29 protein-coding genes and 1 pseudogene are annotated in these 25,786 nt (G+C 67.1%); 16 read left to right on the plus strand and 14 right to left on the minus strand.

The genetic code is table 11. The features are described from left to right. Window positions 1-659: 659 nt before the first annotated feature. Window positions 660-1,913 (minus strand): sensor histidine kinase, encoded by a 1,254-nt coding sequence (locus DAA40_RS12475; RefSeq protein WP_106850009.1) that lies wholly within the window; start codon window positions 1,911-1,913, stop codon window positions 660-662. 55 nt (window positions 1,914-1,968) lie between these two features. Continuing rightward, window positions 1,969-2,625: a response regulator transcription factor gene (locus tag DAA40_RS12480; protein WP_199849737.1), complete on the minus strand. Its 657-nt coding sequence runs from the start codon at window positions 2,623-2,625 to the stop codon at window positions 1,969-1,971. Between the two features lie 175 nt (window positions 2,626-2,800). Between DAA40_RS12480 and DAA40_RS16235 the strand changes: the two genes are divergently transcribed. The 4 genes from DAA40_RS16235 (at window position 2,801) to DAA40_RS16240 (ending at window position 4,643) form a co-directional block, all read left to right on the plus strand. Beyond that, the gene (locus DAA40_RS16235) at window positions 2,801-3,178 is read left to right on the plus strand and encodes a hypothetical protein (RefSeq protein ID WP_158716417.1); all 378 of its coding nucleotides are present in this window, start codon (window positions 2,801-2,803) and stop codon (window positions 3,176-3,178) included. Window positions 3,179-3,313: 135 nt separating this feature from the next. Then, window positions 3,314-3,640 carry a hypothetical protein gene (locus DAA40_RS12490; protein ID WP_106850011.1) on the plus strand — a complete coding sequence of 109 codons (327 nt, stop codon included), beginning with the start codon at window positions 3,314-3,316 and terminating at the stop codon, window positions 3,638-3,640. Beyond that, a complete protein-coding gene (locus DAA40_RS12495) occupies window positions 3,637-4,509 on the plus strand; it encodes a hypothetical protein (protein ID WP_158716418.1) in 873 nt (290 codons plus the stop codon). The genes DAA40_RS12490 and DAA40_RS12495 overlap by 4 nt, the downstream gene beginning before the upstream one ends. Further along, window positions 4,506-4,643, plus strand: coding sequence for a hypothetical protein (locus DAA40_RS16240; protein WP_158716419.1), 138 nt, complete (start codon window positions 4,506-4,508; stop codon window positions 4,641-4,643). Before DAA40_RS12495 ends, DAA40_RS16240 begins: the two co-directional genes overlap by 4 nt. Window positions 4,644-4,805: 162 nt before the next feature. Here DAA40_RS16240 and DAA40_RS12500 read toward each other — a convergent pair whose 3' ends face one another. Beyond that, window positions 4,806-5,639, minus strand: a complete 834-nt coding sequence (locus DAA40_RS12500; protein ID WP_106850013.1) for an ERCC4 domain-containing protein — start codon at window positions 5,637-5,639, stop codon at window positions 4,806-4,808. 296 nt (window positions 5,640-5,935) lie between these two features. On the opposite strand from DAA40_RS12500, the gene DAA40_RS12505 reads away from it, so the two are divergent. After that, window positions 5,936-6,175 (plus strand): hypothetical protein, encoded by a 240-nt coding sequence (locus DAA40_RS12505; protein WP_106850014.1) that lies wholly within the window; start codon window positions 5,936-5,938, stop codon window positions 6,173-6,175. A gap of 315 nt (window positions 6,176-6,490) precedes the next feature. Here DAA40_RS12505 and DAA40_RS16245 read toward each other — a convergent pair whose 3' ends face one another. From DAA40_RS16245 to DAA40_RS12530, 5 genes are all read right to left on the minus strand, one after another. Further along, entirely contained in the window at window positions 6,491-6,895 is a 405-nt protein-coding gene (locus DAA40_RS16245) for a hypothetical protein (RefSeq protein WP_158716420.1), read from the minus strand. Between the two features lie 170 nt (window positions 6,896-7,065). Further along, window positions 7,066-8,046 (minus strand): TIGR03557 family F420-dependent LLM class oxidoreductase, encoded by a 981-nt coding sequence (locus tag DAA40_RS12515; RefSeq protein WP_106850016.1) that lies wholly within the window; start codon window positions 8,044-8,046, stop codon window positions 7,066-7,068. A gap of 100 nt (window positions 8,047-8,146) precedes the next feature. Next, window positions 8,147-8,791: a CoA transferase gene (locus DAA40_RS12520; protein ID WP_158716421.1), complete on the minus strand. Its 645-nt coding sequence runs from the start codon at window positions 8,789-8,791 to the stop codon at window positions 8,147-8,149. 68 nt (window positions 8,792-8,859) lie between these two features. Next, on the minus strand, window positions 8,860-9,105 hold the full coding sequence (locus DAA40_RS12525) for a hypothetical protein (protein WP_106850018.1): 246 nt from the start codon (window positions 9,103-9,105) through the stop codon (window positions 8,860-8,862). A gap of 22 nt (window positions 9,106-9,127) precedes the next feature. Further along, a complete protein-coding gene (locus DAA40_RS12530; RefSeq protein ID WP_106850019.1) occupies window positions 9,128-9,484 on the minus strand; it encodes a hypothetical protein in 357 nt (118 codons plus the stop codon). 190 nt (window positions 9,485-9,674) lie between these two features. On the opposite strand from DAA40_RS12530, the gene DAA40_RS12535 reads away from it, so the two are divergent. The 4 genes from DAA40_RS12535 to DAA40_RS12560 all read left to right on the plus strand — a co-directional run bounded on the left by DAA40_RS12535 (window position 9,675) and on the right by DAA40_RS12560 (window position 13,576). Then, window positions 9,675-9,842, plus strand: a complete 168-nt coding sequence (locus DAA40_RS12535; protein WP_158716422.1) for a hypothetical protein — start codon at window positions 9,675-9,677, stop codon at window positions 9,840-9,842. A 699-nt stretch (window positions 9,843-10,541) separates the two neighbouring features. Then, a complete protein-coding gene (locus tag DAA40_RS12550; RefSeq protein ID WP_106850023.1) occupies window positions 10,542-11,141 on the plus strand; it encodes a carboxymuconolactone decarboxylase family protein in 600 nt (199 codons plus the stop codon). 4 nt (window positions 11,142-11,145) lie between these two features. Then, a complete protein-coding gene (locus tag DAA40_RS12555; RefSeq protein ID WP_106850024.1) occupies window positions 11,146-12,018 on the plus strand; it encodes an RNA polymerase sigma-70 factor in 873 nt (290 codons plus the stop codon). 355 nt (window positions 12,019-12,373) lie between these two features. Then, window positions 12,374-13,576 (plus strand): IS110 family transposase, encoded by a 1,203-nt coding sequence (locus DAA40_RS12560; RefSeq protein WP_106850025.1) that lies wholly within the window; start codon window positions 12,374-12,376, stop codon window positions 13,574-13,576. Here the strand turns inward: DAA40_RS12560 and DAA40_RS12565 are convergent. Next, window positions 13,559-14,050 (minus strand): FAD-dependent oxidoreductase, encoded by a 492-nt coding sequence (locus tag DAA40_RS12565; RefSeq protein WP_158716423.1) that lies wholly within the window; start codon window positions 14,048-14,050, stop codon window positions 13,559-13,561. The genes DAA40_RS12560 and DAA40_RS12565 overlap by 18 nt on opposite strands. A 5-nt stretch (window positions 14,051-14,055) precedes the next feature. Beyond that, a pseudogene (locus tag DAA40_RS16760) lies at window positions 14,056-14,646 on the minus strand (NAD(P)/FAD-dependent oxidoreductase). 101 nt (window positions 14,647-14,747) lie between these two features. Between DAA40_RS16760 and DAA40_RS12580 the strand changes: the two are divergent. Next, window positions 14,748-15,317, plus strand: coding sequence for a TIGR03086 family metal-binding protein (locus DAA40_RS12580; protein WP_106850029.1), 570 nt, complete (start codon window positions 14,748-14,750; stop codon window positions 15,315-15,317). A gap of 32 nt (window positions 15,318-15,349) precedes the next feature. Here DAA40_RS12580 and DAA40_RS12585 read toward each other — a convergent pair whose 3' ends face one another. Continuing rightward, window positions 15,350-15,766 (minus strand): hypothetical protein, encoded by a 417-nt coding sequence (locus tag DAA40_RS12585; protein WP_106850030.1) that lies wholly within the window; start codon window positions 15,764-15,766, stop codon window positions 15,350-15,352. On the opposite strand from DAA40_RS12585, the gene DAA40_RS12590 reads away from it, so the two are divergent. Further along, window positions 15,765-16,367: a hypothetical protein gene (locus tag DAA40_RS12590; RefSeq protein ID WP_106850031.1), complete on the plus strand. Its 603-nt coding sequence runs from the start codon at window positions 15,765-15,767 to the stop codon at window positions 16,365-16,367. The two genes, DAA40_RS12585 and DAA40_RS12590, sit on opposite strands and share 2 nt — an antisense overlap. Here DAA40_RS12590 and DAA40_RS12595 read toward each other — a convergent pair. Then, on the minus strand, window positions 16,343-17,878 hold the full coding sequence (locus tag DAA40_RS12595; protein ID WP_106850032.1) for a YdiU family protein: 1,536 nt from the start codon (window positions 17,876-17,878) through the stop codon (window positions 16,343-16,345). The two genes, DAA40_RS12590 and DAA40_RS12595, sit on opposite strands and share 25 nt — an antisense overlap. Before the next feature lie 185 nt (window positions 17,879-18,063). On the opposite strand from DAA40_RS12595, the gene DAA40_RS12600 reads away from it, so the two are divergent. Genes DAA40_RS12600 through DAA40_RS12610 form a run of 3 tightly spaced genes read left to right on the plus strand, consistent with a single transcriptional unit; the run spans window position 18,064 to window position 21,867 of the window. After that, window positions 18,064-19,632 carry a Re/Si-specific NAD(P)(+) transhydrogenase subunit alpha gene (locus tag DAA40_RS12600; RefSeq protein ID WP_370430645.1) on the plus strand — a complete coding sequence of 523 codons (1,569 nt, stop codon included), beginning with the start codon at window positions 18,064-18,066 and terminating at the stop codon, window positions 19,630-19,632. Window positions 19,633-19,638: 6 nt separating this feature from the next. After that, window positions 19,639-21,099, plus strand: a complete 1,461-nt coding sequence (gene pntB, locus DAA40_RS12605) for a Re/Si-specific NAD(P)(+) transhydrogenase subunit beta (protein WP_106850034.1) — start codon at window positions 19,639-19,641, stop codon at window positions 21,097-21,099. Window positions 21,100-21,150: 51 nt separating this feature from the next. Then, entirely contained in the window at window positions 21,151-21,867 is a 717-nt protein-coding gene (locus DAA40_RS12610; protein ID WP_106850035.1) for a PIG-L deacetylase family protein, read from the plus strand. Window positions 21,868-22,029: 162 nt separating this feature from the next. Here DAA40_RS12610 and DAA40_RS12615 read toward each other — a convergent pair whose 3' ends face one another. Then, window positions 22,030-23,064 carry an LLM class flavin-dependent oxidoreductase gene (locus DAA40_RS12615; protein ID WP_106850036.1) on the minus strand — a complete coding sequence of 345 codons (1,035 nt, stop codon included), beginning with the start codon at window positions 23,062-23,064 and terminating at the stop codon, window positions 22,030-22,032. Between the two features lie 31 nt (window positions 23,065-23,095). Then, window positions 23,096-24,103 carry a ketopantoate reductase family protein gene (locus DAA40_RS16250; protein WP_158716424.1) on the minus strand — a complete coding sequence of 336 codons (1,008 nt, stop codon included), beginning with the start codon at window positions 24,101-24,103 and terminating at the stop codon, window positions 23,096-23,098. Between the two features lie 70 nt (window positions 24,104-24,173). Here DAA40_RS16250 and DAA40_RS12630 point away from each other — a divergent pair, with 70 nt between their 5' ends. Both DAA40_RS12630 and DAA40_RS12635 read left to right on the plus strand, forming a co-directional pair. Next, the gene (locus tag DAA40_RS12630) at window positions 24,174-25,157 is read left to right on the plus strand and encodes an endonuclease/exonuclease/phosphatase family protein (protein ID WP_158716425.1); all 984 of its coding nucleotides are present in this window, start codon (window positions 24,174-24,176) and stop codon (window positions 25,155-25,157) included. A 33-nt stretch (window positions 25,158-25,190) separates the two neighbouring features. Next, window positions 25,191-25,739 (plus strand): hypothetical protein, encoded by a 549-nt coding sequence (locus tag DAA40_RS12635; protein WP_106850038.1) that lies wholly within the window; start codon window positions 25,191-25,193, stop codon window positions 25,737-25,739. Window positions 25,740-25,786 lie beyond the last annotated feature (47 nt).

Here is a 25,786-nt window from a genome sequence, read left to right on the forward strand (position 1 = left end):
GATCACCGGAGCTGAGTTCAGCGGCCAGGTTCAGTAAAACGTCAGCTGGCGGGGCGCCGCTCGATGGCGATTCTGTATTGGTGGCTGTTGGCGAGCCTCTGGACGCGCTCGGTGTCGAGCCTCGACTACCGTCAACCGAGAGCCACAGGCCAACGGCAAGGACGACGGCGACGACTGCCGCTATCCACCAACGTCGGGCCATGCGTTTCATCGCCAACCTCCTCGCGGTCGAAGCGATGCAAACCCTACTTACCCCTCGCATCGAAAGTGCCCGTTCTATCGCGGTCATCTCGCGCCTCGGCATGCTTTAGCGTCAGAGCCAAAAAGGTCCATCTGGGCAAGGAGCAGGGGATACCGAAATCAAGTGGTGCGCGAGATGTCCCTCGTGTTACGCAGCAAGTTCTCCTGTGCCAGTCAACGGAGTGCAACGCTTGGTCGACGGCGTAGCAAGCGCCCACGGCCCAGAATTCAGTTCAGAACTGTCGATGGCGAAATCACCTCATTCGTGACCTGCCTGGTGGACAGTTGCACTATGCGGCCAGCGGCGCAGTCACAATCTGCAGTGGCTTTGGCTGTGGGCGTGACCTCGGAACAACGATCCTCCGCACTAAGCGTCGAGTCGACGCACGCCCCACCGGCCCCGTTGCGGGGGCGGTGCTTCAGTTGTCCACCACATCGGTGGCCGGCGGTGACGCGAAGGTCGATCCGGAACCCCGCAACTCGATGACGGCTCCCTCACCAGGCTCCGAGTCGATTGTCACCTCAATACCGAGAAGCTGACATTGTCCGACGACTTGCTCGGTGAGTCCAAATCCCATCGGTGCCGTCGCGTCGAAGCCCACCCCGTCGTCTCGCACAACCAGGGCCCACTCGTGGTCGGAGGCCGTCGCATGAATAGTCACGGCACCCGCGTTCGCGTGCTGACGAATGTTGTCCAGCAACGTCCGCAAGGCAGACGCCGTAGTGGCCTGCGCGTCGGTCGTAAGCGGCCGCTCGTTCGCTAGCAGAGTGTTGATCGCCAGCGGCAAGTCGCCGTAAGCAGCGGTGGTTGCCGCGACAATCTCGTGCAACGTTCGCTCGCGGCTCTGATCATTGGTGGTGTACACCCGCCGCCGCAGCTCACGGCTCATGGACTGCGCCTGAGCCCGTAGGATCCGATCGAGATCAGGGTCTGCATTCTCTCCCAGCATGGCCAGGAAGCCTGCAGTGTCGTGCAACACGATCCGCTGAGCAGCTCGTTCCTCGGCGATCGCGGCGTCCGTCGCAAGCCTCGCGTTCAGTTCCCGAGCCCGGTTCAAATGCCGCGCTAGCGATCGTAGATAGGTCGCGACTATGAACACCGCAGGGACGAGGCACAGGAATGCGACCGTGTTCACGAACGCAGACTGCACTTCACTCTCCGTCGGCGGGGCGAGGGTCCCGATAAGGTAAGCAACTGCCGACGAGACAGACAGGATCGCGATCTGGATCGGGCGGTTGACGGAGAGTGCCACATAGCAAGCAACTGACATCCCCGCAGCAAACTGCCACTGACTCCATGAGCCCACGTGACCGCTGGTCCACCAGATAGCCGGGTGCACGAGAATGAATAGCCCGAACCCGGCGTCGAGCAACGCTTGCCGCCCTGGCGGGACCGTTCCGCGTATCGCCGCAGCCACCGTCACCAAAGTCGATTCCGCGATGAACGCGAGGGCGATAAGGAGCGTAGCGAGCGGGGTGTCAGCAGCCTTCATGATCATCGGTAATGAGAGGGCGCTCTGGATTACCGCCGTCAGGCGCACGAACGCTGCCGCGAGTATCAGCGAACGCTCGGCACTCGCGCGAGCGTCAAACCCGATGTTCGGTAACCAGGATCGAATAGCGTGGCGACCTCCCCCACCCAGTGCCGAACCGCTATCCATCACGGCCATCACGTGCGCTCATGCGATTAGTGAACAAGACGCTCGCGGGACACACAACCTGACGGGATCAGCCGTCGAGAAGATCGCCCGGTCCAACGCCCAGATGTCGTTCTAGGTCGGCCGCGGAGTGGTTTGTCAGATAGTCGGAGAATGCCAGGCTGACCCTGTTCATGTAGTCCTGGGCTGTGCGTTCTGAAATGTTGAGTCGCTTGGCGATGCTCTTGAACGGTTCACCTCGGGCGCGGGCCGATAGCACCTCACGTTGGCGCGTCGACAGCTCGCGCATATGGCCCGATGCACGGATGGCCTCAGCAAGCCCGGCCAGTGCCACCGATAGCACTTTCGCGCCGCGGGCCACCTCCTCAATAGCAGCCTCGATGTGACTGATCGGCTCCGACTTGTGCACGAGTCCAAAGGCGCCCGCTGAATAACATCGAGCGAGAACGAGTAGCCGGTGTTCGTTGGTGTACAGCAGAACGCGATACCCGGCGGCGCTTATTGCTCGGACCGCAGCTGCGCCGTTGAGCCCGTTCCGCGTTCCGCCAATTCCATTGAGATTGAGGTCGAGGACGACTACGTCGCAGCTGGGGCGATCGTCGAGGAGCCGCTCGGCCGACATGTAGGTACCGGCCACTCTGACCCTCGAAAAGAGCTTCGCCGCACCTTCGCGGATCAAGGTGTCGTCGTCCACCACGACGACGCGGCGTTCGGGGGCGGGCTGCATGCTCCTCACATTATTCCGTCGTCTGGGTACGCGAGCCCGTAGTTCCACGGGCAGTTGATGGACAAATCATAGGCGACGAGACACCGTCCAGGTGCCCGTCATATCGCGGTAATTTCCTTCGTGCCAGAACCATACCGTCAGACTCGTTGAACTCCCGACCAGAAGGAGCACGCTGATGGTAGACCCGCGCGAAAGGGTTAATGCCGAACGATTCGAGGTGAACTCAACGCTTCCGCCAGACAGTATTGTCAAGGCCGGCCGCCTAGCAGCGCAATCGAGCAAGACCACGATGACTTCAACCGTTCACGAGGACCGAGTGGCGGCGGATCACGTCAATTACGTGGTGAAGGGACCGGGCGGGTTCGTCACCCAGATGAGGATGAGCGTCCACTGGAGCGACGCCGTAGATGGGCGACGGCGAGTCACGCTTGAGATTGACGAGTTCAAGGTAATACGTCAGTACTACCTGAGCGTTATTCCCGGCCCAAGGGTGATCCCTGCACTCAAATCGCTTCGAAAGTTCTCGACGCTGATGAGAGAGAAGCTGGCCTAGGCCGTAATTCCTGGTGCGCTAATACACGCCGGGCATCTCAGTTAACGACACAGTTGCAGTCCGCTTCGAAACGCCCTCTCAATTTGATTCGATGCCCGCTACCGAGTCCCTCATGAGCATTAAGAAGGTAAGCAAATGAAGTTCAAGGCCCGAACTCTCGCAACATCAGTCGCCGTCGTGGCACTCGGAACGGCGGGGTGCTCAAGCACCGATGCCGGGAAGACTACCTGCTCCGAGTGGCACGCGCTCGACCGCGATTCGATTAATGTCGCACAGCCATGGAGCGATGAGCAGGAGACGATTTTGAAGGAGATGCTGGTCGATCACGAAAAAGACGACGGCCAACTGTCAGGAAACCTGGAGTACGCCGCGATCCAGGTCGCCGAGTTCTGCGGCGTAGATGGATCTGGTCAGTATAAGAACGCTGATCAGCCGATCGAGGACGGAGTCGATTGGTCATGATGCGCCCGGCCAGACGCAGTTTGAACTCCGAGCCCGACGAGCGGCGGATAACCCGGCTGATCGTCGCCTGCGCGGCGGCCACCAGCGCAGCCTGTGCAGGGGAAGGGCCAGAAGGCGATGCATCAACGCCCGGTGCTCCTACGTCGTTCGCGGGGGCCATCATCGATGACACCTGGGTGCCGATCGGGCATCCCTGTATGTTGCTCTCTCAGGCGGACATCGACGACGTGATCGGTCCCGGTTTCACGCTCGGTGTCAGCCATGAGGATTGCCTCGCGGAGAGAACCGCCGGCGGCACCAGCTACATCTCCGTCGACACCTCCGGCGCCCGGACCGACACTGGCGCGCAGATCGCCCCTGCGGATATCGAGTCAGGCGATATCGCGTTCCTGAACGAGGCCGATCGAAACGGCGCGTGCGTACCCGAGGGAGACCGCTGCTGGGCGAGTGGAGTGGTCAATCAGATGCGGATTACCGTCGCGGTCAAGGGCGTGCCCGATCCACAGTCCGCGAGCATCGAGCTCCTCGATCGCGCCATGAGCAACGCCCCTGCCGATTGCGCGATGCTGACTTCAGCTGAGAAGTCCATCGCCATCGACCAGGTCGAGAGGTTCCTGTCTGCGGCGATCGCGCACGATGAGGACGAGCTAAGCGCACTCCGTGCCCCTTGGTACGACAAGGGTGCGGAGTCGCCGCTTGATCCGGAGGCCGCCGAGACGTACCAGGAGGTTCTGGATCACGGCAGCACCGGATGGGAAGTCACTGCGGAGGACCCGTGCGCGAACCAGTTGTACGTGCGGTTCGACGACGTGGGTTGGGGAATCGGCGTCTATCGCGGCCCGACCGGATACCTGATCAACGACACGTGAGCCGCCGGAAGCGTCATGTATGCATGGTCATCGCCCGCGGCGTCAAGTCCGTCGCCGAAGAACTGACGGCGCAGGCTGTGATCGTCATTCACCGCGAGACCGCCGCAGTGATCGCTGACATGGGCTATTCATAACACCTGCGGGAATCACGAGACTGACTCAGGACTCATAGCTGGCCCGAATGACGTGGGGTTGGTTGGCTGAACATCACCGATGCTGTTTGTGCGCAATCCTTGTTGTTGCAGGGACGTATAGATCGCCAGCTACCGCTCGTGGATACGTGAGTCGCGGGGCACTCAGCCGTCTTGCTCGGGCAGGATGCGGTGCGCCTGCTCGCCCATCAGTCGCTCGCGGACCGCGGAGCCGAGAAAGCGGAAGGTCCACTCCTGCGCGAGGGCCCGGTTCTCCAGGAACAGGATCGGTACTGACGGCCACCGCACCTGGCACTCGCCGAGCATCTCCGCGACCACGGCCGGGCGCACGTGATCGAGCTTGAAGACCGCCGAGTACCGGTCCTCCACCACGACGGCGGCGGACGGCGCGGTCGCCAGATCGGCCAGCCGATAGGCCAGCCGGCCCGACGTCAACGAGCCCGCGAGATCAGCCAGCGACTTGCGCTCCACCACCGCGACGAGATCAGCCTCGACGAAGCTCGCGTAGTCGCCGACCGGCAGCGCCCGCTTGACCGTGGTCGCCTGCTGATGGCTGAACTTCCACGCGTACCGCTCGCGGGTGTCGACCACGATCTCCAGCGAGTCGAGCCCGCCGGCCCTCGCCGTCGGCAGCGCAACATTCGGCCGCGCGGCCTTCGCCACCCGGGCGGTCTGCCAAAAGATCATCTCGCGGCCGCGAGCACGCGTCATCACGAACTGCGATCGCGCGTCCCTGGTGCGATCGGCCACAACGTCGATGGCCGCGCCTCGTCGCGAGCACTCCCGCAATGCCACTGTCTCGACGATCTCGGCGTCCGCTGGCCATGGCTCGTCATGGCGGTGGCAGTAGACCTTCGACGTCCGCGGCCACGTCTCCCTGGTGCGCAGCACGATCCCGTCGCCGAGCGGGATGCGCACGAGATAAGGCAGGCTCGAGGCCGGGTCCGGGTTTCGCGCGATGAGCAGCGGTTCTCGCATGCGGCCACGCTACACACTCGTCAACGTAACCACGGTGACGCGAGGTGGCGATCACGAACTTTAGGCCCGCCCGATCGCATGGCTTCTGCCGGAGCCGCTCCCCGTCTGCTTGGCCAAGGTTTATCAGATGCGATAAGGCCGCATGGTGGGTGGAGGACGTGCCGCGCTCGGCGGCACGTCTCCAGGACCTCGTTCCGGTCGAGGTCCTGGAGAGGTGCGTATCGACGGTCGGCTGCTGCGAATACGGTCGTCGACGCGTGCACCCAGCTCGCCGACAAGCTGCTACGACGGAAGGGGTGGTGGTCGCGATCCGCAATGTCGACGTCGACCCCGACGCCCCGATCGCGACGTGGCCGTACGAAGCACTCGTCACGCTCATCGAACGCGGCGGCATCACCGACTGGGCCATCCTCGCCCGGGCCATCAATCGCCAGCCCTGGGGAATCGTCGCCCGCCAGATCGAGGAGTACCTCGCCTACAGCCGGCCGTACGGCGTCGCGCCGCTGACTTCGGATCCCGCCGGCACGGACGCTTGAACTGTGCTGATTCCGGGCGAGATCGAACTGCAACAACACAACGGGCCCGTGGAGCATCGACGTACTTCTTCACTGCTTCGGCGATCTTGTCGAGATCGGGCCCACCCCGGGATCACTTCGACGATGTCCTCTTAACGCACGAACTGCGCAGCCGCAAGTTGAGTCCCGCATAGTGGTGTAGCGCGGTCGCCGAGATCGTCCGCCCCGCGCCAGCGGGGATGATCCAAGGCCCAGCGTCGCCACTCCACTCGGCACCGCTCGCTGCGGTTCTCTGGTCGCGGACCACAACGAGCGCTCCGGTCGAGGGCCAGTGGGTTACTCGATGGTGATCTCTTCGTAGGTGACGGTCCAGGTGGAGCCGCGTGCGGTCGTGAAACTGGCGGGCTTCCCGTTGGCGACGTGGAAGCCGGTTCGGGGCTGGTCGTCGTCGGAGTCGATCGGAGTAACCGGCTCGCCGATAGCTACCTCGGCGCTCTCCTCGCCGACCTCGCCCACCGTGAAGGTCATCTGAGCCCCGTCCTGATCATCCACGGTGATGCTCCGCCCCTCGTCGGCATACAGCTGCACCTTCACAGCGGCCTCCGGGGATTCGATGCGCAGCAGGAAAGTCGCGCTGCTCGGCCCCGGATCGCTTCCACCACCGCACCCGGCCAGCCCGACCAGGGCGAGCGACAACGTCGCAGCGAGAAGCAGTAGGGAACGGAAAGGGTGACTGTGCATGAATATTCAGACCGCGATTCGCGATGACGGTTCCGTCGAACACCTCACGCCCGGGCCGTGATTGAGGCGCTCGGAGCGCGGCGACTCATCCATCAGCCGCAGCTCGACGATAAACCGGGTCAAGCGCTCATAGCAGCAGCAACGTCGAGGTTCGCGCTCCCGCGGGAGCCCTACAGCGCTCGCAGCTTCTCCAGCAGCGGTCCGGCTGCCTCGGTCAGGAACTGCTCCTGGCGTTCGTCGCCGACCTGCACGAGCGCGACATCGGTGAATCCGGCATCGACGTACTTCTTCACGGCTTCGGCGATCTTGTCGAGATTCGGCCCGCACGGAATCGCCCCGGCGACGTCCTCCTCACGCACGAACTGCGCGGCCGCGTCGAACCCCGCCGGCGTAGGCAGGTCGGCATTGACCTCCCATCCCCCGCCGAACCAGCGGAACAGCTCGTGCGCGCGCGTGACCGCTTCCTCCTCCGACGGCGCCCAGGACACCGGGATCTGACCGATGGCGCGCGCCTTGCCGGGGATCTGAGCAGCGCCCGAGACGGCATTCCACTGCGTGATGAGCTCGGCGTCCGGCTGGACAGCGATCAGGTGGTCGGCCAGCTCGGCGAACTGCTCGATCCCCTTCTCACCCGACACCGCGACGCCGATGTCCAGCCCCTGCTCCGGCACATCCCAGAGCTTCGCGGTGTCGACGCTGAAGTAGTCGCCCTCGTGCGTCACCATTTCGCCGGTCAGCAGCTTGCGGATGATCTCGATCGCCTCGGCGAGCATCTCTTGCCGCACGTGCGCGCCGGGCCAGCCCTCACCGACCACGTGCTCGTTCAGCCGCTCGCCGCTTCCGAGCCCGAGAGTGAAGCGCCCATCGGCCAGGATCTGCACGGTCGCCGCCTTCTGCGCGACCACGGCCGGGTGGTAGCGGACCGTCGGGCAGGTCACGTAGGTCATCAGCTCGACCCGCTCGGTGGCGTGCGCGACGGCTCCGAGCACGCTCCACGCGTACGGCGAATGCCCCATCTCCTCCAGCCACGGGAAGTAATGGTCGCTCATCACCTCGAAGTCGAAGCCCGCCTGCTCGGCGCCCTGCGCGTACCCGACCAGTTGCTTCGGACCGCTCTGCTCGGTCATCAACGTGTACCCGAACCGCGTCATCGCTCTCTCCCTGCACGTCGGCGTCCTTGTTGCTTCTCCAGGGCCTGGCTCTCGCCAAGATCCCGGTGGGTTCTTCCCGTGATGCCCGATCCAGCCGACGCTAAACGACCGGGCCGGCGAGTCGGGTGCGTCGATACGCCTTTGGCATCAACGACCGCGTCCAGCGGAGTTCACGCATGAAATCCCTCGGGCCCGTGATTGTGGATCTCGCGCGTCGCGCCGGCCCCGATCGCGCCAAGATCCCCTGGATGTAAAGGATGTGCTGATAGACGGGATCGACCGGGCCGAGCGTCGCCCACGACTGCCGCAGCGAGATCCCCGATGCCGCTGACACCAGCTGGCTCGACTCTCGCCCCGGCGGCCACGGGCACCAGTCGGCGTACGCCGGCATGACCAGCACGACCCGGCGTGGATTCGGTACCCCGTTCAGCAGCTGGCCGAGCTCGTCGGTGCTGAACACCTCGTCCGTCGTCCGCTGCGTGATCACGATGTCGCACGCGGCGAGCAGGTCCTTGAGCCGGCCCCGGTCAACGACGGGGTCGATCAGGCTGAGCGACTTGTTGCGGTCCCACATCGCGAATCCCGGCGCGTCGCGGCGGGGCACACGGTCCGCCGACTCGTGCTCGACGCGGACGACGTTCGCCCCGAATCGGCCAGCAGCATCGTGGTCATCGCCGGCGCGACGCCCGTGGAGAGGTCGAGAACCCTCAGATCGTCGAGTGCCGCCATCCGTGCTGTCCCCCACCGTGTCCGAGCCGGGCTTTTCGCAGACGTACCCGATCGCGCGAACCCGTCACCCGGTGCCGCTGACGCTCAGCCCTCCTGCAGCTCCACCCGCACGCGCTGCCACTCGGCCCAGACGTTCTCGGGATCGATGTCGTCGTACCCGCGGCTCGCCGCCAGTGCCCGCTCCATCGACCGCGGCACCATCATGGCCACCGAGCTGTCGCGGATCTCGATGACCTCCTGCTCGGTCAGCGGCTCGCCCTTCGCGTTCTCGCGGTTGAGCAGGACGGCGATCAGCGCGGGCGTGAAGCTCGGGACGAGGTCGTCAGTCATGTCCTCATCCTGCCTTGCCGAGTCAGCCGATCCCTGCGGCGTCGTCGAGATGCTGGAGCAGCTCGTGGGCCGCGAGCTCGACCGACTTGTGGTGCCATTCGGACGCGCGGTAGACGCAGGCGATCAGCGCCGAGCGGTGGACCCGCCGGAAGTCGCCGAAGCCGAAGGCATACCGAGCCTTGGTCTCGTCGTTCGCGCCCTCGGTGAGGCCGAGGTGCCAGGCGGCGTATTCCTCCCAGGAATGCCGTTCCAGATAGTCGTTCTGGTCATCGGCCGAGGGTTGGACCTCGTTCCAGACGCTCTTGAGCACGTACTGCTTCTTGTCGATGAGCTCACGGGCCTTCGCCACCGCTGAGCTGTTGACGCTGTACTTGGCCATGGCCTCATCGTGACCGGGTCGGCGTACGGACGCCGTAGGCTCGCGACCGGCCACGCCGTCCGCCCGGCGTAGTCTGAGGCATCGGCGCCAACGCCACCGACGTTGGTGGTGTTGGCGCGAATGCCTCATGTTCACGGGCTGTCCGGGTAGCGCCCGGTGGTACGCCGCACCGTGGAACACTGGCGTCGACATGACTCCCCTGCTGATCGCGTCCTTCTGCATCCTGGCCTTCGCCGCGGCTGCCCAAGCCACGACCGGCTTCGGGTTCGCGCTGGTCGGCGTCCGCTGCTCACGCTGGCGGCAGATCCACAGACAGCCGTCGTCACGATCACCACCGTCAACCTCGTCCTCGTGGTGATGATCGCGATCCGCGTGCGTGCGCACATCGAGTGGATCAGCCGCGGTGATCACCGGGACGAGCCTGTTCGGCATCCCGCTCGGTCTCTACGTGCTCGCCACCTTTGACGAGAGACCGCTGACGATCATCATCGCGTTCGTCGTGCTGGCATTCACCGTCTTCCTCGCCGTCGGCCAGCAGATCGCCCGCATCACCCGTAACGAGGCCGCAGTCGGCGTGACCAGCGGCGTCCGCCGCACTCAAGCTGCTCGTTCGAGAAGCCGAGACCGACGCGCTGTTGGAGACACTCTCCTCGCAGGAGCCCGATCTGGCTGCCTGCTATTTGCTGGAAGCCGAGGTACGTCGCGCCGGAACGCGACTGCCAGGGGTGCAGCAGAGTGCGATCACGGCGGTTCTCGACGGCGTCGCTCTCCACGAGACGCCGCCCTCGCTCTACCGCGAAGCAGGACTCCTACCTGGCGACCGATTGCGGTCGCTCGAGGCGATCCACCTCGCTGCCGCCGTGCGCCTGGGTGCTGAGCGAGTCGCAACCTACGACCAGAGCATGCAGGAAGCGGCCGCGGCAATCGGACTAATCTGTATCGCCCCTGGCGGTGAGGTACGGCCGGGCTAGGCGGGCACGTTTCGTGAGCTGTCACAAACTCCGTCCGTGCGGTGTCGTATGCGCAACCGACACCCAACCCGACGGAGGTGGGCGAGATGCCCAGCACGAGCAAGTTCCGGATCCCGAAGGCCGCGATCAAAGGCGTCCACGGCGCCGCAATGCGGATCGCAGCGAAGAAGATGTTCGGTGGCCAGATACCGGACGTCGCCTACGTCTTGATGCACCACAAGCCGATCCTGCGAGCGTCCTCGTCGTTCGGCATGAAGGTGCAGCAGTGGAAAGAGCTCGATGCCGACCTCACGAGCTACGCACTCATGGCCAGCGCCGGGAGCATCGGCTGCTCCTGGTGCCTGGATTTCGGTTACTTCATGGCACACAACGACGGCCTGGACCTCGCCAAGGTCCGCGAGGTGCCGCGGTGGCGCGAATCCGATGTCTTCACGCCGCTTGAGGGGGAGGTCATGGAGTACGCCGAGGCGATGACGGCAACTCCACCGACTGTGACGGACGAGATGGTGCACAGCCTCGTCTCGCAGCTCGGGCCCGCCGCGGTCGTCGAGCTGACCCAGGTGATCGCGTTCGAGAACATGACCTCACGGTTCAACTCGGCGGTCGGGCTGGCCAGCCAGGGGTTCTCCGACGTCTGCGAGCTTCCACTGGCACAGCCCACCGGCGCCGCCGACACGGCACCATGAACTCATGACCGACACCGACCCGTTCCTCGTGCACCGGAACCTGCTGTTCACGGTCGCCTACGAGATGCTGGGCTCGGCGGCCGACGCCGAGGACGTGCTGCAGGAGGCCTGGCTGCGGTGGGCGGACGCCGATCGCAGCCAGGTCCGCGATGCACGCGCCTACCTGGTGCGCATCACGACCCGTCTTGCGCTGAACCGGTTGCGCACCACTGCACGACGTCGCGAGGTGTACGTCGGCCCATGGCTGCCCGAACCGCTGCTCACCGCACCAGACGTCGCCGATGACGTCGAGCTGGCCGACAGCGTCTCCACCGCGATGCTCGTGGTGCTCGGGACCCTGCCGGCCACCGAGCGCGCGGTGTTCATCCTGCGGGAGGTCTTCGACCTGCCGTACGGCGAGATCGCCGAGACGCTGGGAAAGACGCCGGATGCAATCCGCCAGATCGCGCTTCGGGCGCGCCGGCACGTCGCCGATCGCCGTCCTCGCCAGCGGGTTGATCCCGCGCAGCACCGCGAGATCACCGAGCAGCTCATGAACGCCGTCGTCACCGGCGACCTCGACTCGCTCATGCGCGTCCTGGCGCCGGACGTCGTCCTGGTCACCGATGGTGGCGGGGTCAAGAAGGCCGCGCTGCGCCCGATCCAGGGTGTGGAGAAGGTGCTGCGGTTCATCGCCGGCGTGACCCCGAAGGACGCCGTGGTCCACGCAGAGCCGGTGCTCATCAACGGGCACCCCGGCGTCCAGTTCCTCTTCGACGGCGAGATCGACACCGTCGTGACGACTCGCGTCGAGGACGGCGTGGTGACGGCGCTCTATCTGGTCCGCAACCCGGCCAAGCTGGAGCGCATCACCCAGGAGACCCCGCTGACGCGGTGATGCTAGCGCTCAGGCGCTGCCCTCTCAGGCATGGTTGGCGTAGATGTCGCGGTACAGCCGCAATGCGCTCTCCCGGAGCGCATTGCGGGGTCGGCACCGGCGAGTCACGTCGGCTCGAGCTCCCCGTTACCTTCTTCGTGACCCCGTACGGCGGGGTTCTGGTCGCCAGGGTCGGCATGACTCAAAGCCCCTGTCTCTTGCATGATCCGGGGGGTGTTGTCACCGATTCTGGTGGCGTTGGCTGACCGCTGATAGGGACAGGGCCGCCCTTGGGTAGGTCTCTTCGTAACGTGGGTGCCGGCTTCCTTCGCCAGACGTGCGACCAGCACCTGCAACGAGCGGAGAGGAATGAACGATGCCGCGACCTGAGTATGCCGTGTTCCTTGGTCTGGACGTCGGCAAGCAGGAGCACCACGCCTGCGGGCTGGGCCCGGATGGCAAGCGCGTCCACGACGGGCCTCTGCCGCAGTCCGAAGCAAGGATCGGCGAGATCCTGGAAGATCTCAGCGGGCGCGGCCGGGTGCTGGTGGTGGTAGACCAGCCCGCGTCGATCGGCGCGCTGGCGGTGACCGTTGCGCGGTCGCTGGGCGTCGATGTGGCCTACTTGCCCGGGCTGGCGATGCGACGGATCGCGGATCTGCATCCGGGCAACGCGAAGACCGATGCTCGGGACGCCTACGTGATCGCCGAGGCGGCCAGGACGATGCCGCACGCGTTGCGTCGCGTTGACGCTGGCGATGAAGCGCTCGCCGATCTAGAGGTCATCGTGGGGTTCGATGATGACCTGGCCGGTGAGGTCACCCGGATCAGTAACCGCATCCGCGGCCTGCTCACCCAGGTCCATCCAGCGCTGGAACGCGTGCTGGGTCCCAAGGTCCAGCACCGAGCGGTGCTCGAGCTGCTGCAGCGCTTCGGTGGACCTCAGGGACTCGCGAAGGCGACCCGGCGTCAACTCATCGCCGCGACGAAGGTGCGTGCGCCACGCTCATACGAACGCCTCGTCGACGCGGTGGTGAAGGCGCTGACCGAGCAGACGGTGAGCGTGCCGGGCACTCGGGCGGCCGAACTCGTGCTGCCACAACTCGCCGTGACCCTCGGTGGGCTGCTCGACCAACGCGAACAAGCGGCTAAACAGATCGAGGAGATGCTCGATCCGCACCCTCTTTCCCGGGTCCTGACCTCGATGCCGGGGATCGGAGTCAGGACCGGCGCACGGATCCTCCTCGAGGTCGGTGACGGCTCGGCCTTCCCCACCAGCGGACACCTCGCGGCCTACGCCGGGCTCGCGCCGGTGACCCGCAGATCGGGCACGTCGATCCGAGGGGAACACCCCAGCCGGGCCGGGAACAAACAACTCAAGCGAGCGTTCTTCCTGGCCGCTTTCGCATCTCTTTCTGACCCGACCAGCCGGGTCTACTACGACCGCAAACGCGCCGCCGGGAAGAAGCACAACGCCGCCCTGATATGCCTCGCCCGGCGCAGAGTCGACGTACTCCACGCCATGCTCAAGAACGGCACCCTCTACGAAACGAGACAATCCTCAGCTCCGGCAGCTTGACGAACCTGATAGGGACACCCCCCCCCGAAGCTCTGCGCCGTCGACCATGGCTGCGGCCAGCCTTCGAGCGGCACCCTCGGCGTGGGTTACCAACAGTGCCTGCGCAACCCACACGTTCGGCTGCTCGGGATGCCGGCCCAGGAAAGGCCGGTTGTCCGGCGTCATCGCGAAGACGCCATTGACTCGCCGCTCGGGCGCGAACCTGACCTCGGCGCGCAGCAGTCGCTGAGCCGTCTCGATCACGGCTTCGAATTCCGCGGTCCAGGCGAGGCCCGCGCCGCCGTCCAGCTCACCCTGCGAGACCGGAACCGGCCGATGGCCGTAGCTGCCGATGCCGACCCGGTCGCCGTGCACACGCGCGTAGACGTGGTGCTCCGGCCACCGCACGAACGGCCCGTCGTTCCACCGCGCCGACGGCACGTCATAGGCGTATGGATGCGCAACCGGGACCAGCGGCAGCTCCAGCCCCGTCAAGCCGGTCAGCGTCGGCCCCCCCAAACGCCACCCGCGAGGACGACGTCGTCGGCGGCGTACCGGCCACCGGGGCCTGTGTCGACGACGACCCGCGATCCCCGCTGCTCGATGGCGGTGACCTCCCGGGCGGGGACGAATCGGGCGCCGAGCGACGTCGCCGCCGACCGAAGCGCACGGGTCACGGCCATCACGTCTACCGACCCATCATCGACGAAATGGCCCATCGCGGTCACCTGCTCGGCGTCGACGAATGAGACGACCGACTCGGGAAGGCCCGCTGCGGACACCACGTCGGCCCGGAGCCCCGCTGCGCGGGCCGCCTCGGCGCGACGCTCGACCTCGGCAGCTCCCTCTTCCGAGGTGGCAAGCTCCAGCCCTCCAGAACGGCGAAAGCCGCGCGGGGCCGTGTCGTAGACCGCCGCCGAATCACGCGCCAGCTAGGTCAGGATCGGTACGTCGTTGTACAGCCCGACGAAACTGGGCGCGAACGCCGTCGATCCCTTCGGTTCATGGGGATCGCGGTCGAGCACGGTGACGTCGGCACCACGTTCGGCCAGCGCGTGCGCCAGCGAGATTCCGACGATTCCGGCGCCCACGACAATGACCTCCCGTCCCACCGGCACTCTCTCATCGCTCGCTGAACGCCGTCCGCCATCGTACGAGAGGCAGCGCGCGCGACGGCGCATACGGTGGGTGGATGACAGACGCAATGATTCTGCTTCCGACCAGCATCGATCTCGTCTCCGAGCAGGTCGAGGCGACCACGGACGACGGCTGGAGCTCACCTTCCCCGTGCGAGGGGTGGAGCGCCGTCGACGTCCTCGCTCACGCGACCGGAACCCTGCAGACGGCGATCGGGAGCATGGGTGGCGGCGACTCCGCGGCCGCTCCGGCGGATGCCGCCAATGCGTCGGCCATGTCGGAGGTCGTGACGCAGTGGGAGGAGACCGCCGCCAAGGCCGCCGACACCATCGTGGCCGCGTCCCCGGACCAGTCCGTCAGCACCCCGGACGGCGAGGTTCCGCTCAGCGAGGAGCTCGCGCTGCCAGCCGCCGACCTCGCCGTTCACGCCTGGGACCTCGCCGCTGCCGGCGGCCGCCGACTCGATCTCCCCGACGACCTGATCGAGCACGTCGAACGCGTCGTCGCGAACATCCCGCCTGCGCAGCTCCGCTCCGACGGCCTGTTCGGGCCTGAGGTCGACGCACCGGCGGACGCCAGCCGCACCGAGAAGCTCATGGCCTATCTCGGACGCCGCCGTCCGTAGTCTCGCGGCCGACGACTCGGTCTCGTAGCCGGCTACTCGACGGAGATCTCCTCGTAGCTAACCGTCCACGTCGTGCCGGTCTCGGAGACGAACTTCGCCGGATCGCCGTTCGCGACGGTGAAGTCGGTGCGCGGCTCACTGCCAGGGTCATCCGCCGGTGTCACCGGCGGGTCGACTCGGATGTCGGCTGTGCCGTCCCCGACATCCACGACAGTGATTGCCAGGTCGCCACCGCTGCCGTCCGTGACGCTCTGCCCGCGTCCCTTGATTGCTGGGATCTTCCACTTGTCTGTCGATGCGTCCGACTGGATGCGAAGCAGGAAGGGCGACCGTTCGTCGCTGCCCGGATCGGCTCCACCCGAATCGCTCGCACAGGCGACGAGACCAAGCAGGGTCAACGCAAGCAGCGGCACGATCAGTCGTGCAGCGCGCAGGAGTCGGCTAGGCATGGCGTCTCAGACCCTAACCGGCCAGAATTCGTTCCGGACCGTGGTGCGGGCACTGGGGGCTTCCGTCGTCTCCACTGCGCTCGGCGTCGCTCGTTCCTCGCACGCCTCGCTCCGGTCGACGATCAAACAAGGACGGCCGTTCGGCCTGCACCCACCGCATCGTGTTGCTGGCACCGATCCGGTCGTGCTCACCCAGGACCTTGATGTGCTCGGCATGCCCCTGTGGATCCTTCGCCAGCATCTGCAGCCTCGCCGGGCCGAAGCCGTACCACGACGCGACCTCCTCCGAGCCGTCGTCGCGGAACGAGTCAGCGAGCTTCTGGCCTCCGCCCGGAAGGTCGCCTCCTGGTCGGGATGCGCGCCGTACCCACAGCCGGCCGCCACCAGCCCGAGCACGCGGTCCGGATGCCGCATGCCGATGTGCAGCGTCGCGAAACCACCCATCGAGTTGCCGACGAAGAACGCTTTGTTCGCCCCGATCGCATCCAGGACGACGATATTCGATCTGCTGCCCGCCCTGCGCAGCAGGATTGACCGCAGACTGCGGGCCACGACCGGCCGAAACGAGACCCGGGGTCAGGTGCCGCAGAACGTGACGTAGCGGTCGGTGAAGCCGTCCGGCGCCGGCTCGGCGTACCGCTCGAGCCCCGGACGCTCGGTGAACGGGTCGGTGACTGCGTCAAGCAGCTGCTCGAACGGGCCCAGCTCACCGTCGACGGCTGCCTGCAGCGCCTGCTCGACCAGGTGGTTGCGCGGGATGTAGACCGGGTTGACGGCGTCCATCTGCTTCGCCGTAGTCGCGTGGTCCTGCTCGCCGAGGCGATCGAGCCACTTCGCCTGCCACGCGTCGTACGTCGTGACGTCGGTGATGCGCTCGCGGACAGCGTCCGCCTCACCCCCGAGCACCTTCGCGAGGCGTCTGAAGGTGCCGGTGAAGTCAGCCTGGTTGAGCTTCATGATCGACAGCAGCTCGTCGACCAGCTGCTGATCGGCGGCGTCCTTGCCCTGGAGGCCGAGCTTCGCGCGGAACCGACGGAGGTAGGCGTCGCTGCACTGCGGTGCGAAGGCCTCGACGCGGCGGGTCGCGTCGGCGATGGCGTCGTCGATCGCCTGCTTGCGGACATCCTCGTCCTGCGACGTCTCTGCCGGCCTGCGGCCGTCATCGACGACCGTGTTGTCGGCGATGAGGGGGACGAGGGTTTCGGCGAGGAGGCTGAGGTTCCAGACCGCGATCGGCGGCTGGTTGGCGTAGCGGTACCGGCCGCCGGTGTCGATCGAGCTGAACACTCGCTGGTCGTCGTACGCGTCCATGAACGCGCAGGGCCCGTAGTCGATCGTCTCGCCGGAGATCGTCATGTTGTCGCTGTTCATCACGCCGTGGATGAATCCGATGCTCATCCAGGCGGCGATCAGCTCAGCCTGCCGCGTCACCACCGCCGAGAGGAACCCGGCGTGGTCTCCGGCGTCGAGCTCTGGGTAGTGTCGCGCGATCGCGTAGTCGGCCAGCTTGCGCACGTGCTCGGGGCTGCCGTGATGGTTGGCCATCTCGAAGGTCCCGACCCGCAGATGGGACGACGCCACCCGGGTCAGGATCGCCCCGGGGAGCATTCCTTGCTCTCGCAGCACCGTCTCCCCCGTCGTCACGGCCGCGAGCGCGCGCGTGGTCGGGATGCCGAGTGCGTGCATCGCCTCGCCGACGACGTACTCACGTAGCACCGGGCCCAGCACCGCCTTGCCGTCGCCACCGCGGGAGAACGGCGTCCGGCCCGATCCCTTGAACGAGATGTCGCGGCGATTGCCGTTGCCATCGATGAGCTCCCCCAGCAGGACGGCGCGGCCGTCTCCGAGCATCGGGCTGAGGTAGCCGAACTGATGACCGGAGTAGGCCTGCGCGATGGGCTCGGCACCGTCCGGCACCGTGTTACCGACCAGCACGGCGAGCCCGTCGTCGGAACGCAGCCACGACGGATCGAGCGCCAGCTCGCCGGCCAGGGCGTCGTTCAGCGCCACCAGCGTGGGGTCGGGTGAGGCGGCCGGCTGCCAGGGCTCGTAGTACCCCTCGAGCTCGCGCGCGTAGGTGTTGTCGAACGCCCAGTGCATCGCCGTCGTCATCGGTCCAGGCTGCCACGGTTCGGCGAGGCCGGGGGCGCGGCGAAAACTACGTGTATCTGGCGCCCCAAGTGCAATATGCGCTTCAACGGCCGGATTCCCGTAGTTTTGGTCGGCCTGTTGGCCCCGCGTTGTTAGTCAGCAGCCCTTTTCGCGGGGTGCTCTCGGTCATGGCGCAAACACCTGGGATGCTGGAGAGTGGACGTTTGAGGAATGTGAAGGGGCTGGCTGTGCGGATTGGCGTACCCAAGGAACTCCACGAGCCGTTGGTAGCGGCGACCGGCAAGACGGTCGCGCAGCTCATCGGGCTCGGCTACGAAGTGATCGTCGAGCGCGGCGCCGGCGCGGACGCCGACCAGCCCGACACCGCTTATCACGGCTCCGGCGCGATCATCGGCAGCGCCGACGACGTATGGGCCAGTGACATCGTCATCAAGGTCGAGGCCCCCACCGACGAGGAGATCGCCAAGCTCCGGCCCGGCACCACCCTCATCGCACAGATGGCACCGGCCCGCAGCCCCGAGCTGCTGGAGAAGCTGCAGCGTCAGGGCGTCACTGCCTTGGCGATGGACGCCGTCCCCCGCATCTCGCGCGCCCAGTCGATGGACGTCCTCTCCTCCGTCGCCAACGTCGCCGGCTACCGCGCCGTCGTCGAGGCCGCCCACGAGTTCAAGCGCCAGTTCACCGGCCAGGTCACCGCCGCCGGCAAGATCCCACCGGCCCGCGTGTTCGTCGTCGGCGCCGGCGTGGCCGGGCTGGCGGCGATCGGCGCGGCGGGCAGCATGGGTGCCATCGTCCGCGCCTTCGACGTCCGCCCCGAGGTCGCCGAGCAGGTCGAGTCGATGGGCGCCGAGTTCGTCACGGTCGACATGGAGCAGCAGGTCAGCTCCGACGGCTACGCAAAGGAGATGACCGCCGAGCAGGAGGCCGCGACGGCCGCGATGTACGACGAGGAGGCCCGCAAGGCCGACATCGTCATCACCACCGCGCTGATCCCCGGCCGCCCGGCTCCCCGGCTGATTAAGGCCGAGACCATCGCGGCGATGCATCCCGGTTCGGTGGTCGTCGACATGGCGGCGGCGTACGGCGGCAACGCGGCCGGCACCAAGGCTGGCGAGAAGGTCGTCACCGACAACGGCGTCACCCTGATCGGCTACACGAACCTCGCCGCGCGCCTGGCCGCGCAGACCTCGCAGCTCTACGGCACCAATATCGTCAACCTGTTCAAACTCATCACCCCCGAGAAGAACGGCGTGATGAGCCTCGACATGGACGACGTGATCGTCCGCGGCATCACCGCCGTCCACAACGGCGAGGGCATGTGGCCGCCGCCGCCCGTGCAGGTCTCGGCCACCCCCAGCGCCGCCCCGGTCGCCGCGCTCGCCCCACCGGAGGCCGAGAAGAAACAGGCCGACCCGCGCCGCAAGGTGTTCGCCGCGGCCCTCGGGGCCGTGCTGTTCGCGCTCGTCGCGGCGTACAGCCCGCCGAGCTTCCTCGGGCACTTCACGGTGTTTGCGCTGGCGATCTTCGTCGGCTACTACGTGATCAGCAACGTCACCCACGCGCTGCACACACCGCTGATGAGCGAGACCAACGCGATCTCCGGCATCATCCTCGTCGGCGGACTGCTGCAGGTCGGCAGCGACAACCTCGCCGTCACGATCATCGCGCTCATCGCCGTACTCGTCGCCAGCATCAACATCTTCGGCGGCTTCCTGGTGACCCTGCGCATGCTCAAGATGTTCCAGAAGGACTAGCCCCGAATGACGACTCACATCCTCGCCGCCGTCGGTACCCAGGCCGACGGCTCGGTCCTCTCCGGACTGGTCACTGCCGCCTACATCATCGCCGCGGTGCTGTTCATCGCCGCCCTCGCCGGGCTCTCCAAGCACGAGACCGCGCGGGCAGGTAACTACGCCGGCATGGTCGGCATGGTCATCGCGCTGGTCGCGACCATCGTCCTCGCCGCACGCAACAGTGAGCGCCCCGCCGCCATCACCCTCGCCCTGATCATCGTCGCGATGCTGATCGGCGCGTTCATCGGCTTCTGGCGGGCCCGCACCGTCGAGATGACCGGGATGCCGGAGCTGGTCGCGCTGCTGCACAGCTTCGTGGGCCTGGCCGCCGTCCTCGTCGGCTACAACTCCTACCTGGAGACCGACCACTCCGTCGGCGGCTCGTTGGCCACCATCCACTCGGTCGAGGTCTTCCTCGGCGTGTTCATCGGCGCCATCACCTTCACCGGCTCGATCGTCGCCTTCCTCAAGCTCAGCGCCAAGATGAAGTCCGCGCCGATGATGCTGCCGGGCCGGCACATGCTGAACCTGGGCATCATCCTGGCCTCGGTGGCGCTGATGGTGTGGTTCACCCTCGACACCAGCGACGCGGCGATCATCCCGCTGCTGATCATGACCGTGCTCGCCCTGCTGCTCGGCTTCCATCTCGTGGCGGCGATTGGCGGCGGCGACATGCCCGTCGTCGTGTCGATGCTCAACAGTTACTCCGGCTGGGCCGCGGCCGCGGCAGGCTTCATGCTGGGCAACGACCTGCTGATCATCCCCGGTGCGCTCGTGGGCTCGTCCGGCGCGATCCTCTCCTACATCATGTGCAAGGCGATGAACCGCTCGTTCGTCTCCGTCATCGCCGGCGGGTTCGGCTCGGACGGCGCAGTGTCGGACGACGGCCGCGACTACGGCGAGCACCGCGAGATCGACGCCGCCGGCGCCGCCCAGCTGCTGGCCGACGCCCAGTCGGGGGGCATCACGCCCGGCTACGGCATGGCGGTGGCCCAGGCGCAGTACCCGGTCGCCGAGCTCACCAAGCGGCTGCGCGACCAGGGGGTCGACGTCCGGTTCGGCATCCACCCGGTCGCTGGCCGCCTGCCCGGTCACATGAACGTGCTGCTGGCCGAGGCCAAGGTGCCCTACGACGTCGTCCTCGAGATGGATGAGATCAACGACGACTTCCCCGATACGGACGTCGTCCTGGTCATCGGCGCCAACGACACCGTGAACCCGGCGGCGCTCGAGGAGCCCAACAGCCCGATCGCCGGCATGCCGGTGCTCGAGGTGTGGAACGCCCGCGACGTCATCGTGTTCAAGCGGTCGATGGCGGCCGGGTACGCCGGCGTGCAGAACCCGCTGTTCTTCCGCGAGAACACCCAGATGCTGTTCGGGGACGCCAAGGACCGCGTCGAGGACATCGTCGCCGCGCTCCCGAAGTGACGGCCGCTGCTGCCCGACCGCCCATCGGCCCGGGCCCCCTACAGTAGGGCCGTGGCCAAGCCAAGACCTGACTCAGAGATAGAGCGTGCGCTGATCGTGGTGGCGCACCCCGACGACGCCGACTTCGGCGCCGCGGGCACCGCCGCCGGCTGGGTAGAGGCCGGCATCGAGGTCACCCTCCTGTGCGTTACGCACGGCGAGCAGGGCGCCCACCCGGACGCCGACATCACCACGATCCCGGCGCTGCGGGAGAAGGAGCAGCGGGCCGCGAGCGCCCGGGTCGGGATCACCGACGTCCGCTGGCTCGAAGGCTTCCGCGACGGCTGGGTCGAGCCGAGCTTCGACCTGCAGCGGGCGATCGTGAAGGTGATCCGCGAGGTGCGGCCGCAGCGGGTGATCACCCAGAGCCCGGAGCGCTTCTACGACCGGCTGCAGGCCTCGCACCCCGACCATCTGGCGACCGGTGAGGCGACGATTCGGGCGTGCTATCCGGCGTCCGAGAACCCCTTCGCGTGGCCCGAGCTGGGCCTGCCGTTCTGGCACGTCGGCGAGATCTGGCTGATAGCGCACCCCGCACCGGACCACGCTGTCGACATCACCGACCGGTTCCCCCGCAAGATCGCCGCGCTGCGCGAGCACGTCTCGCAGACCGGCCACCGCGCCGACCTCGAGGAGCTGGTCGCGGGGATGAGCTACGGCCTCGGCAGGCTGATGGGGTTGCCCGAGGGCAGGATGGCCGAAGCCTTCAAGGTCATCACCCTGAACTAGGTTCCGCTACGACCGCGGCCCAGCCCGGCGCGCCGGTCGATTTCGCCCGTTCGTCGACGAGCGCCGTACCGCGCTCGTCGATGGGCGCAGAAAGGACCAACCGGGAGGGTGACATTTGTGGTGCGAACTGCTTTCGCACCACGACCAAGAGCCCGCCTGCGGTCAGGCGAGAAGCTCGCGGACCATCGGGATGACCTTGGTGCCGTAGAGCTCGATCGAGCTCATCAGCTGCTCGTGCGGCATCGCGCCGTTGGCGTACTTCAGGTCGAAGCGCTCCAGCGACAGCGCCTGCGCCGTGGCGGCGATCTTCCTCGCGACCGTCTCGGGCGAGCCGACGTACAACGCGCCGTCCTCGACCTCGGCCTCGAACTCGGCCCGGTTCGTCGGGGGCCAGCCGCGCTCACGACCGATGCGGTCGCGGTTGGCCTTGAAGTGCGGGAACAGCTCATCGCGAGCCTGCTCGTCGGTGGCCGCGATGTGCCCGGGCGAGTGGACGCCGACCGGCAGCTCGCCGTTGAGCAGGTCGCCGGTACCGAGCTCGCGCGTCGCGCGTCGGTAGAGGTCGGCGTACGGCGCGAACCGGTGCGCGGAGCCGCCGATGATCGCCAGCATCATCGGGATCCCGTAGCGGGCCGCGCGGATCACCGACTCGGGTGATCCTCCGACGCCGATCCAGGTGCGCAGCCGGCCGGACTCGGTCTTCGGGAAGACCTCGACCTCGCGCAATGGCGGGCGGATGGTGCCCTCCCAGGTGACCGGCTCCTCGTCGAGCAGCCGGGAGAACAGGTCGAGCTTCTCGTTGAACAGCACCTCGTAGTCGGCCAGATCAAGCCCGTACAGCGGGAAGGACTCGGTGAACGAGCCGCGCCCGAGCTGCACCTCGGCGCGGCCGTTGGAAAGAGCATCGAGGGTCGCGAATCGCTCGAACACCCGGATCGGATCGTCGGAGGACAGCACGGTGACTCCGGTGGCGAGCAGAATCTGCTTCGTGCGCGATGCAGCCGCCGCGAGCACGACCTCGGGGGCTGTGACGGCGTAGTCGTCGCGATGGTGCTCCCCTACCGCGAAGGCGCGGACGCCGACCGAGTCGGCAAGCACTGCTTGGTCGACGATGTCGCGCAGCACCTCGGCGTACGAGAGCTTCTCGCCTTCGGCATCGACAGTCACGTCACCGAAGGTGCCCAGCCCGAAGTCCATCGATCCTCCATTAGTTCAATGTTCAATAAGTCTACCCCGCGGGCCGGATCCGGAGGGCGGCGGCGTCTCGAGAGCGGGGCTGCCACCCCTCTGCGGCAGCCCGACGGGTGAGTGACGCCAAGGCGGTGTTCACCGGCGTCGGTACGCCGTGCACCCGGCCCAGCCGTACGATCTCGCCGTTGATGTAGTCCGTCTCGACCGATCCGGTACCACGCGCGATGGACTGATAGGTCGATGAGCCCATCTCCTCGGGCGCTCCCGGCACCGACGCGATCTGCGCTCGCAGCCGATTGGCGCTCTCCTCCTCGTCGTCCACGACCGCCTCGCCGGTTGCCGCGAGCACGGCGCGCGCCTCGGCTTGCGCGTCCTTGATCAGCCGCTTGCTGGCCTCGCTGCGCACGAACAGGGCGTCGATCGCGTTGACCATGTTCGAGACCAGCTTGCGCCGTTTCCAGGCCATCACGTCGTCCGGCAGTGGCACCGAGAGCCGCGCAGACTCCCAGTCCCGAGCAACCTCGCGCGCAAGGTCGTCCGGCCCGTCGCCGCGGTAGCGGCCGAGGTGAAACACGCCGGAGACGGGGGTGTAGCGAGCCACGATCTCGCCAGGAGTCACATGGGTCGCGGGGCACCAGACGCAAACGCCGTACACCCTCTCGAAGTACCGCAGCGCGAGGTCCTCAGCGGCCAGACCGTTCGTGAGACAGAGGATCGGCAGCAAGTCCCCCGCCGTCCCCAGCGTCTCGGCGCCGGAGCGGACCGGGACGTCGGCCCAGGCGGCGAGCGCCTCGGCCGCCTGCTGGGTCTTGACCGCGAGCACGAGGACGTCGTCCGGACCGAGCTCCGCCTGTTCGGGTGATGCCCACACAGTGGCGCGCACCTCGATGGTCTCGTCGGGAGTGCGCAGAGTCATCCCGTCGCGGACGAGCACCTCGCCGTGCTCTCCCCGAGCCACCCACACCACCGGAATGTCGTGCTGTGCCAGGCGGCCCCCGACCGTGCCGCCGATCGCCCCGGTCCCCATGATCACGTATCGCCGCATGCGATCAGTCTCTCAGCGTCAGCGCCCCTTCGCTCGCCACGCCGTCCGGTCGCCGGGGCAAGATGGGGCGGTGCGCGGACGTTGGGCGGGGTGGACGGTCACGATCGCCGTTGTCATCCTGGCGTTGCTGACCGTCGATCCGGCCAGCCTGGGGTTGTCGACGTACGAGCCCTTCGCGCAGGTGATCGCGATGCGGGGACTGCTGTCGCTGGTGCTGCTGATGGCCGCGTTCGCGGCCGGGCTGTGCGCGGTGCTCGTGCTGCATCGCGGCGAGGCGCGCCCGGTCCGACTAGGCATCACCTTCCTGGTGCTGCTGGCCGTCGGCGTCGTCCACGCGGGCGTAGTCGTTGCGCGGGGCCCGTCCGCGGCGGCCGCGCTGCCGGAGGGCAAGCCGGACGGCGCCGTCGACGTCCTCGCCTTCAACGCCCTGCACCAGGGAGCCTCCATCGAGGACGTCGTCCGCGCTCTCGACGAGCACCGCCCCGACGTCGCCGTGCTCCCCGAGGTCGCCGAGTCGCGGGCGGAGACGATCATCAAGAACGCAGCCGGCGACTTTGCCCTGTTCATGGGGCGCGGACGGTATGGCCGCTCCGTGCCCACCGCCTTGCTGATCGCCCACACGCTGGGCGAGTACGAGCGCATCGACGGGCCCGACACGGCCCTGGGCACCGTCGGCGCGGAACCGGCGAACGGAGACGGCCCGGTGCTCTACGGCGTCCACACGATGTCGCCGGTCGGTGAGCGGATGCCGACCTGGCGCGCCGACCTCGAACTGGTCACCGGCCTGTGCAGCGGCACCGACGGAATCATCATGGCCGGGGACTTCAACGCCACCTTCGATCATGCGCCGATGCGGGAGACCACCTGCGTGGACGGGTCGGTCGGCGACGGCGGCGTGGGCACCTGGCCGACCGGCTTTCCGCGGGTACTCGGCGCCTCGATCGACCACGTGCTGGTCGATCCGGATCGCTGGCAGCCGTCGGGGTCCGCCGTCTTTGAGGTCCCCGGCAGCGACCATCGCGGCGTGGTGGTGCGGTTACGGCCGAAGCAGTAGGCGGTGCAGCTCACGGCGGCATACCCTTGATCCGTGCCATCGCTACGCGACCGCCGTCTGTGGATCGTGCTGTTCACGATCATCATCGGACTGCTCGCCATGCACGGCCCCACCTTCGTGACGTTCGCAGGCACAGCAACCGCTGCGTCGGTTCATTCGTTCGCCGAGGACGGCGCCGCGGGGCACGTGGGCAGTGCTCATGCAGTCATCATCGCGCCCGCCACTGGCGACCATGCAGCCGTGGAAGTCATGGGTACTGCGGACGCGGTCATCGGGTCTACTGGTGGGGACCATGCAGCCGTGGATCGCCCGCCGGCGCATGTCGGCACCAGTCACGTCGACGCGGCGGACGCCGCGGCACCAGAAGGTCACGACCACGACTCCGCAGCGCATCTGCTGCACCTGTGCGCCGCGGTTCTGCTCGCCCTCGTCGTCCTCGGCCTAGCGCTGCTGTTGCGCCGCCGCCCTCGGATACTCGATCTGCTTCCCGCGCCCCGCGGCCCCGGACCCATCCGGCAAGACCGCCATCCTCCCCCCCATGGGGCCGCCCTGCTGAACCGCCTGTGCGTGAGCCTGACCTGAGCCTGGTCGCCACACGACCAACAACAGCTCAGAACGCTTACCCATAG

It is taken from the genome of Blastococcus sp. Marseille-P5729, assembly GCF_900292035.1.
GTDB lineage: Bacteria > Actinomycetota > Actinomycetes > Mycobacteriales > Antricoccaceae > Cumulibacter.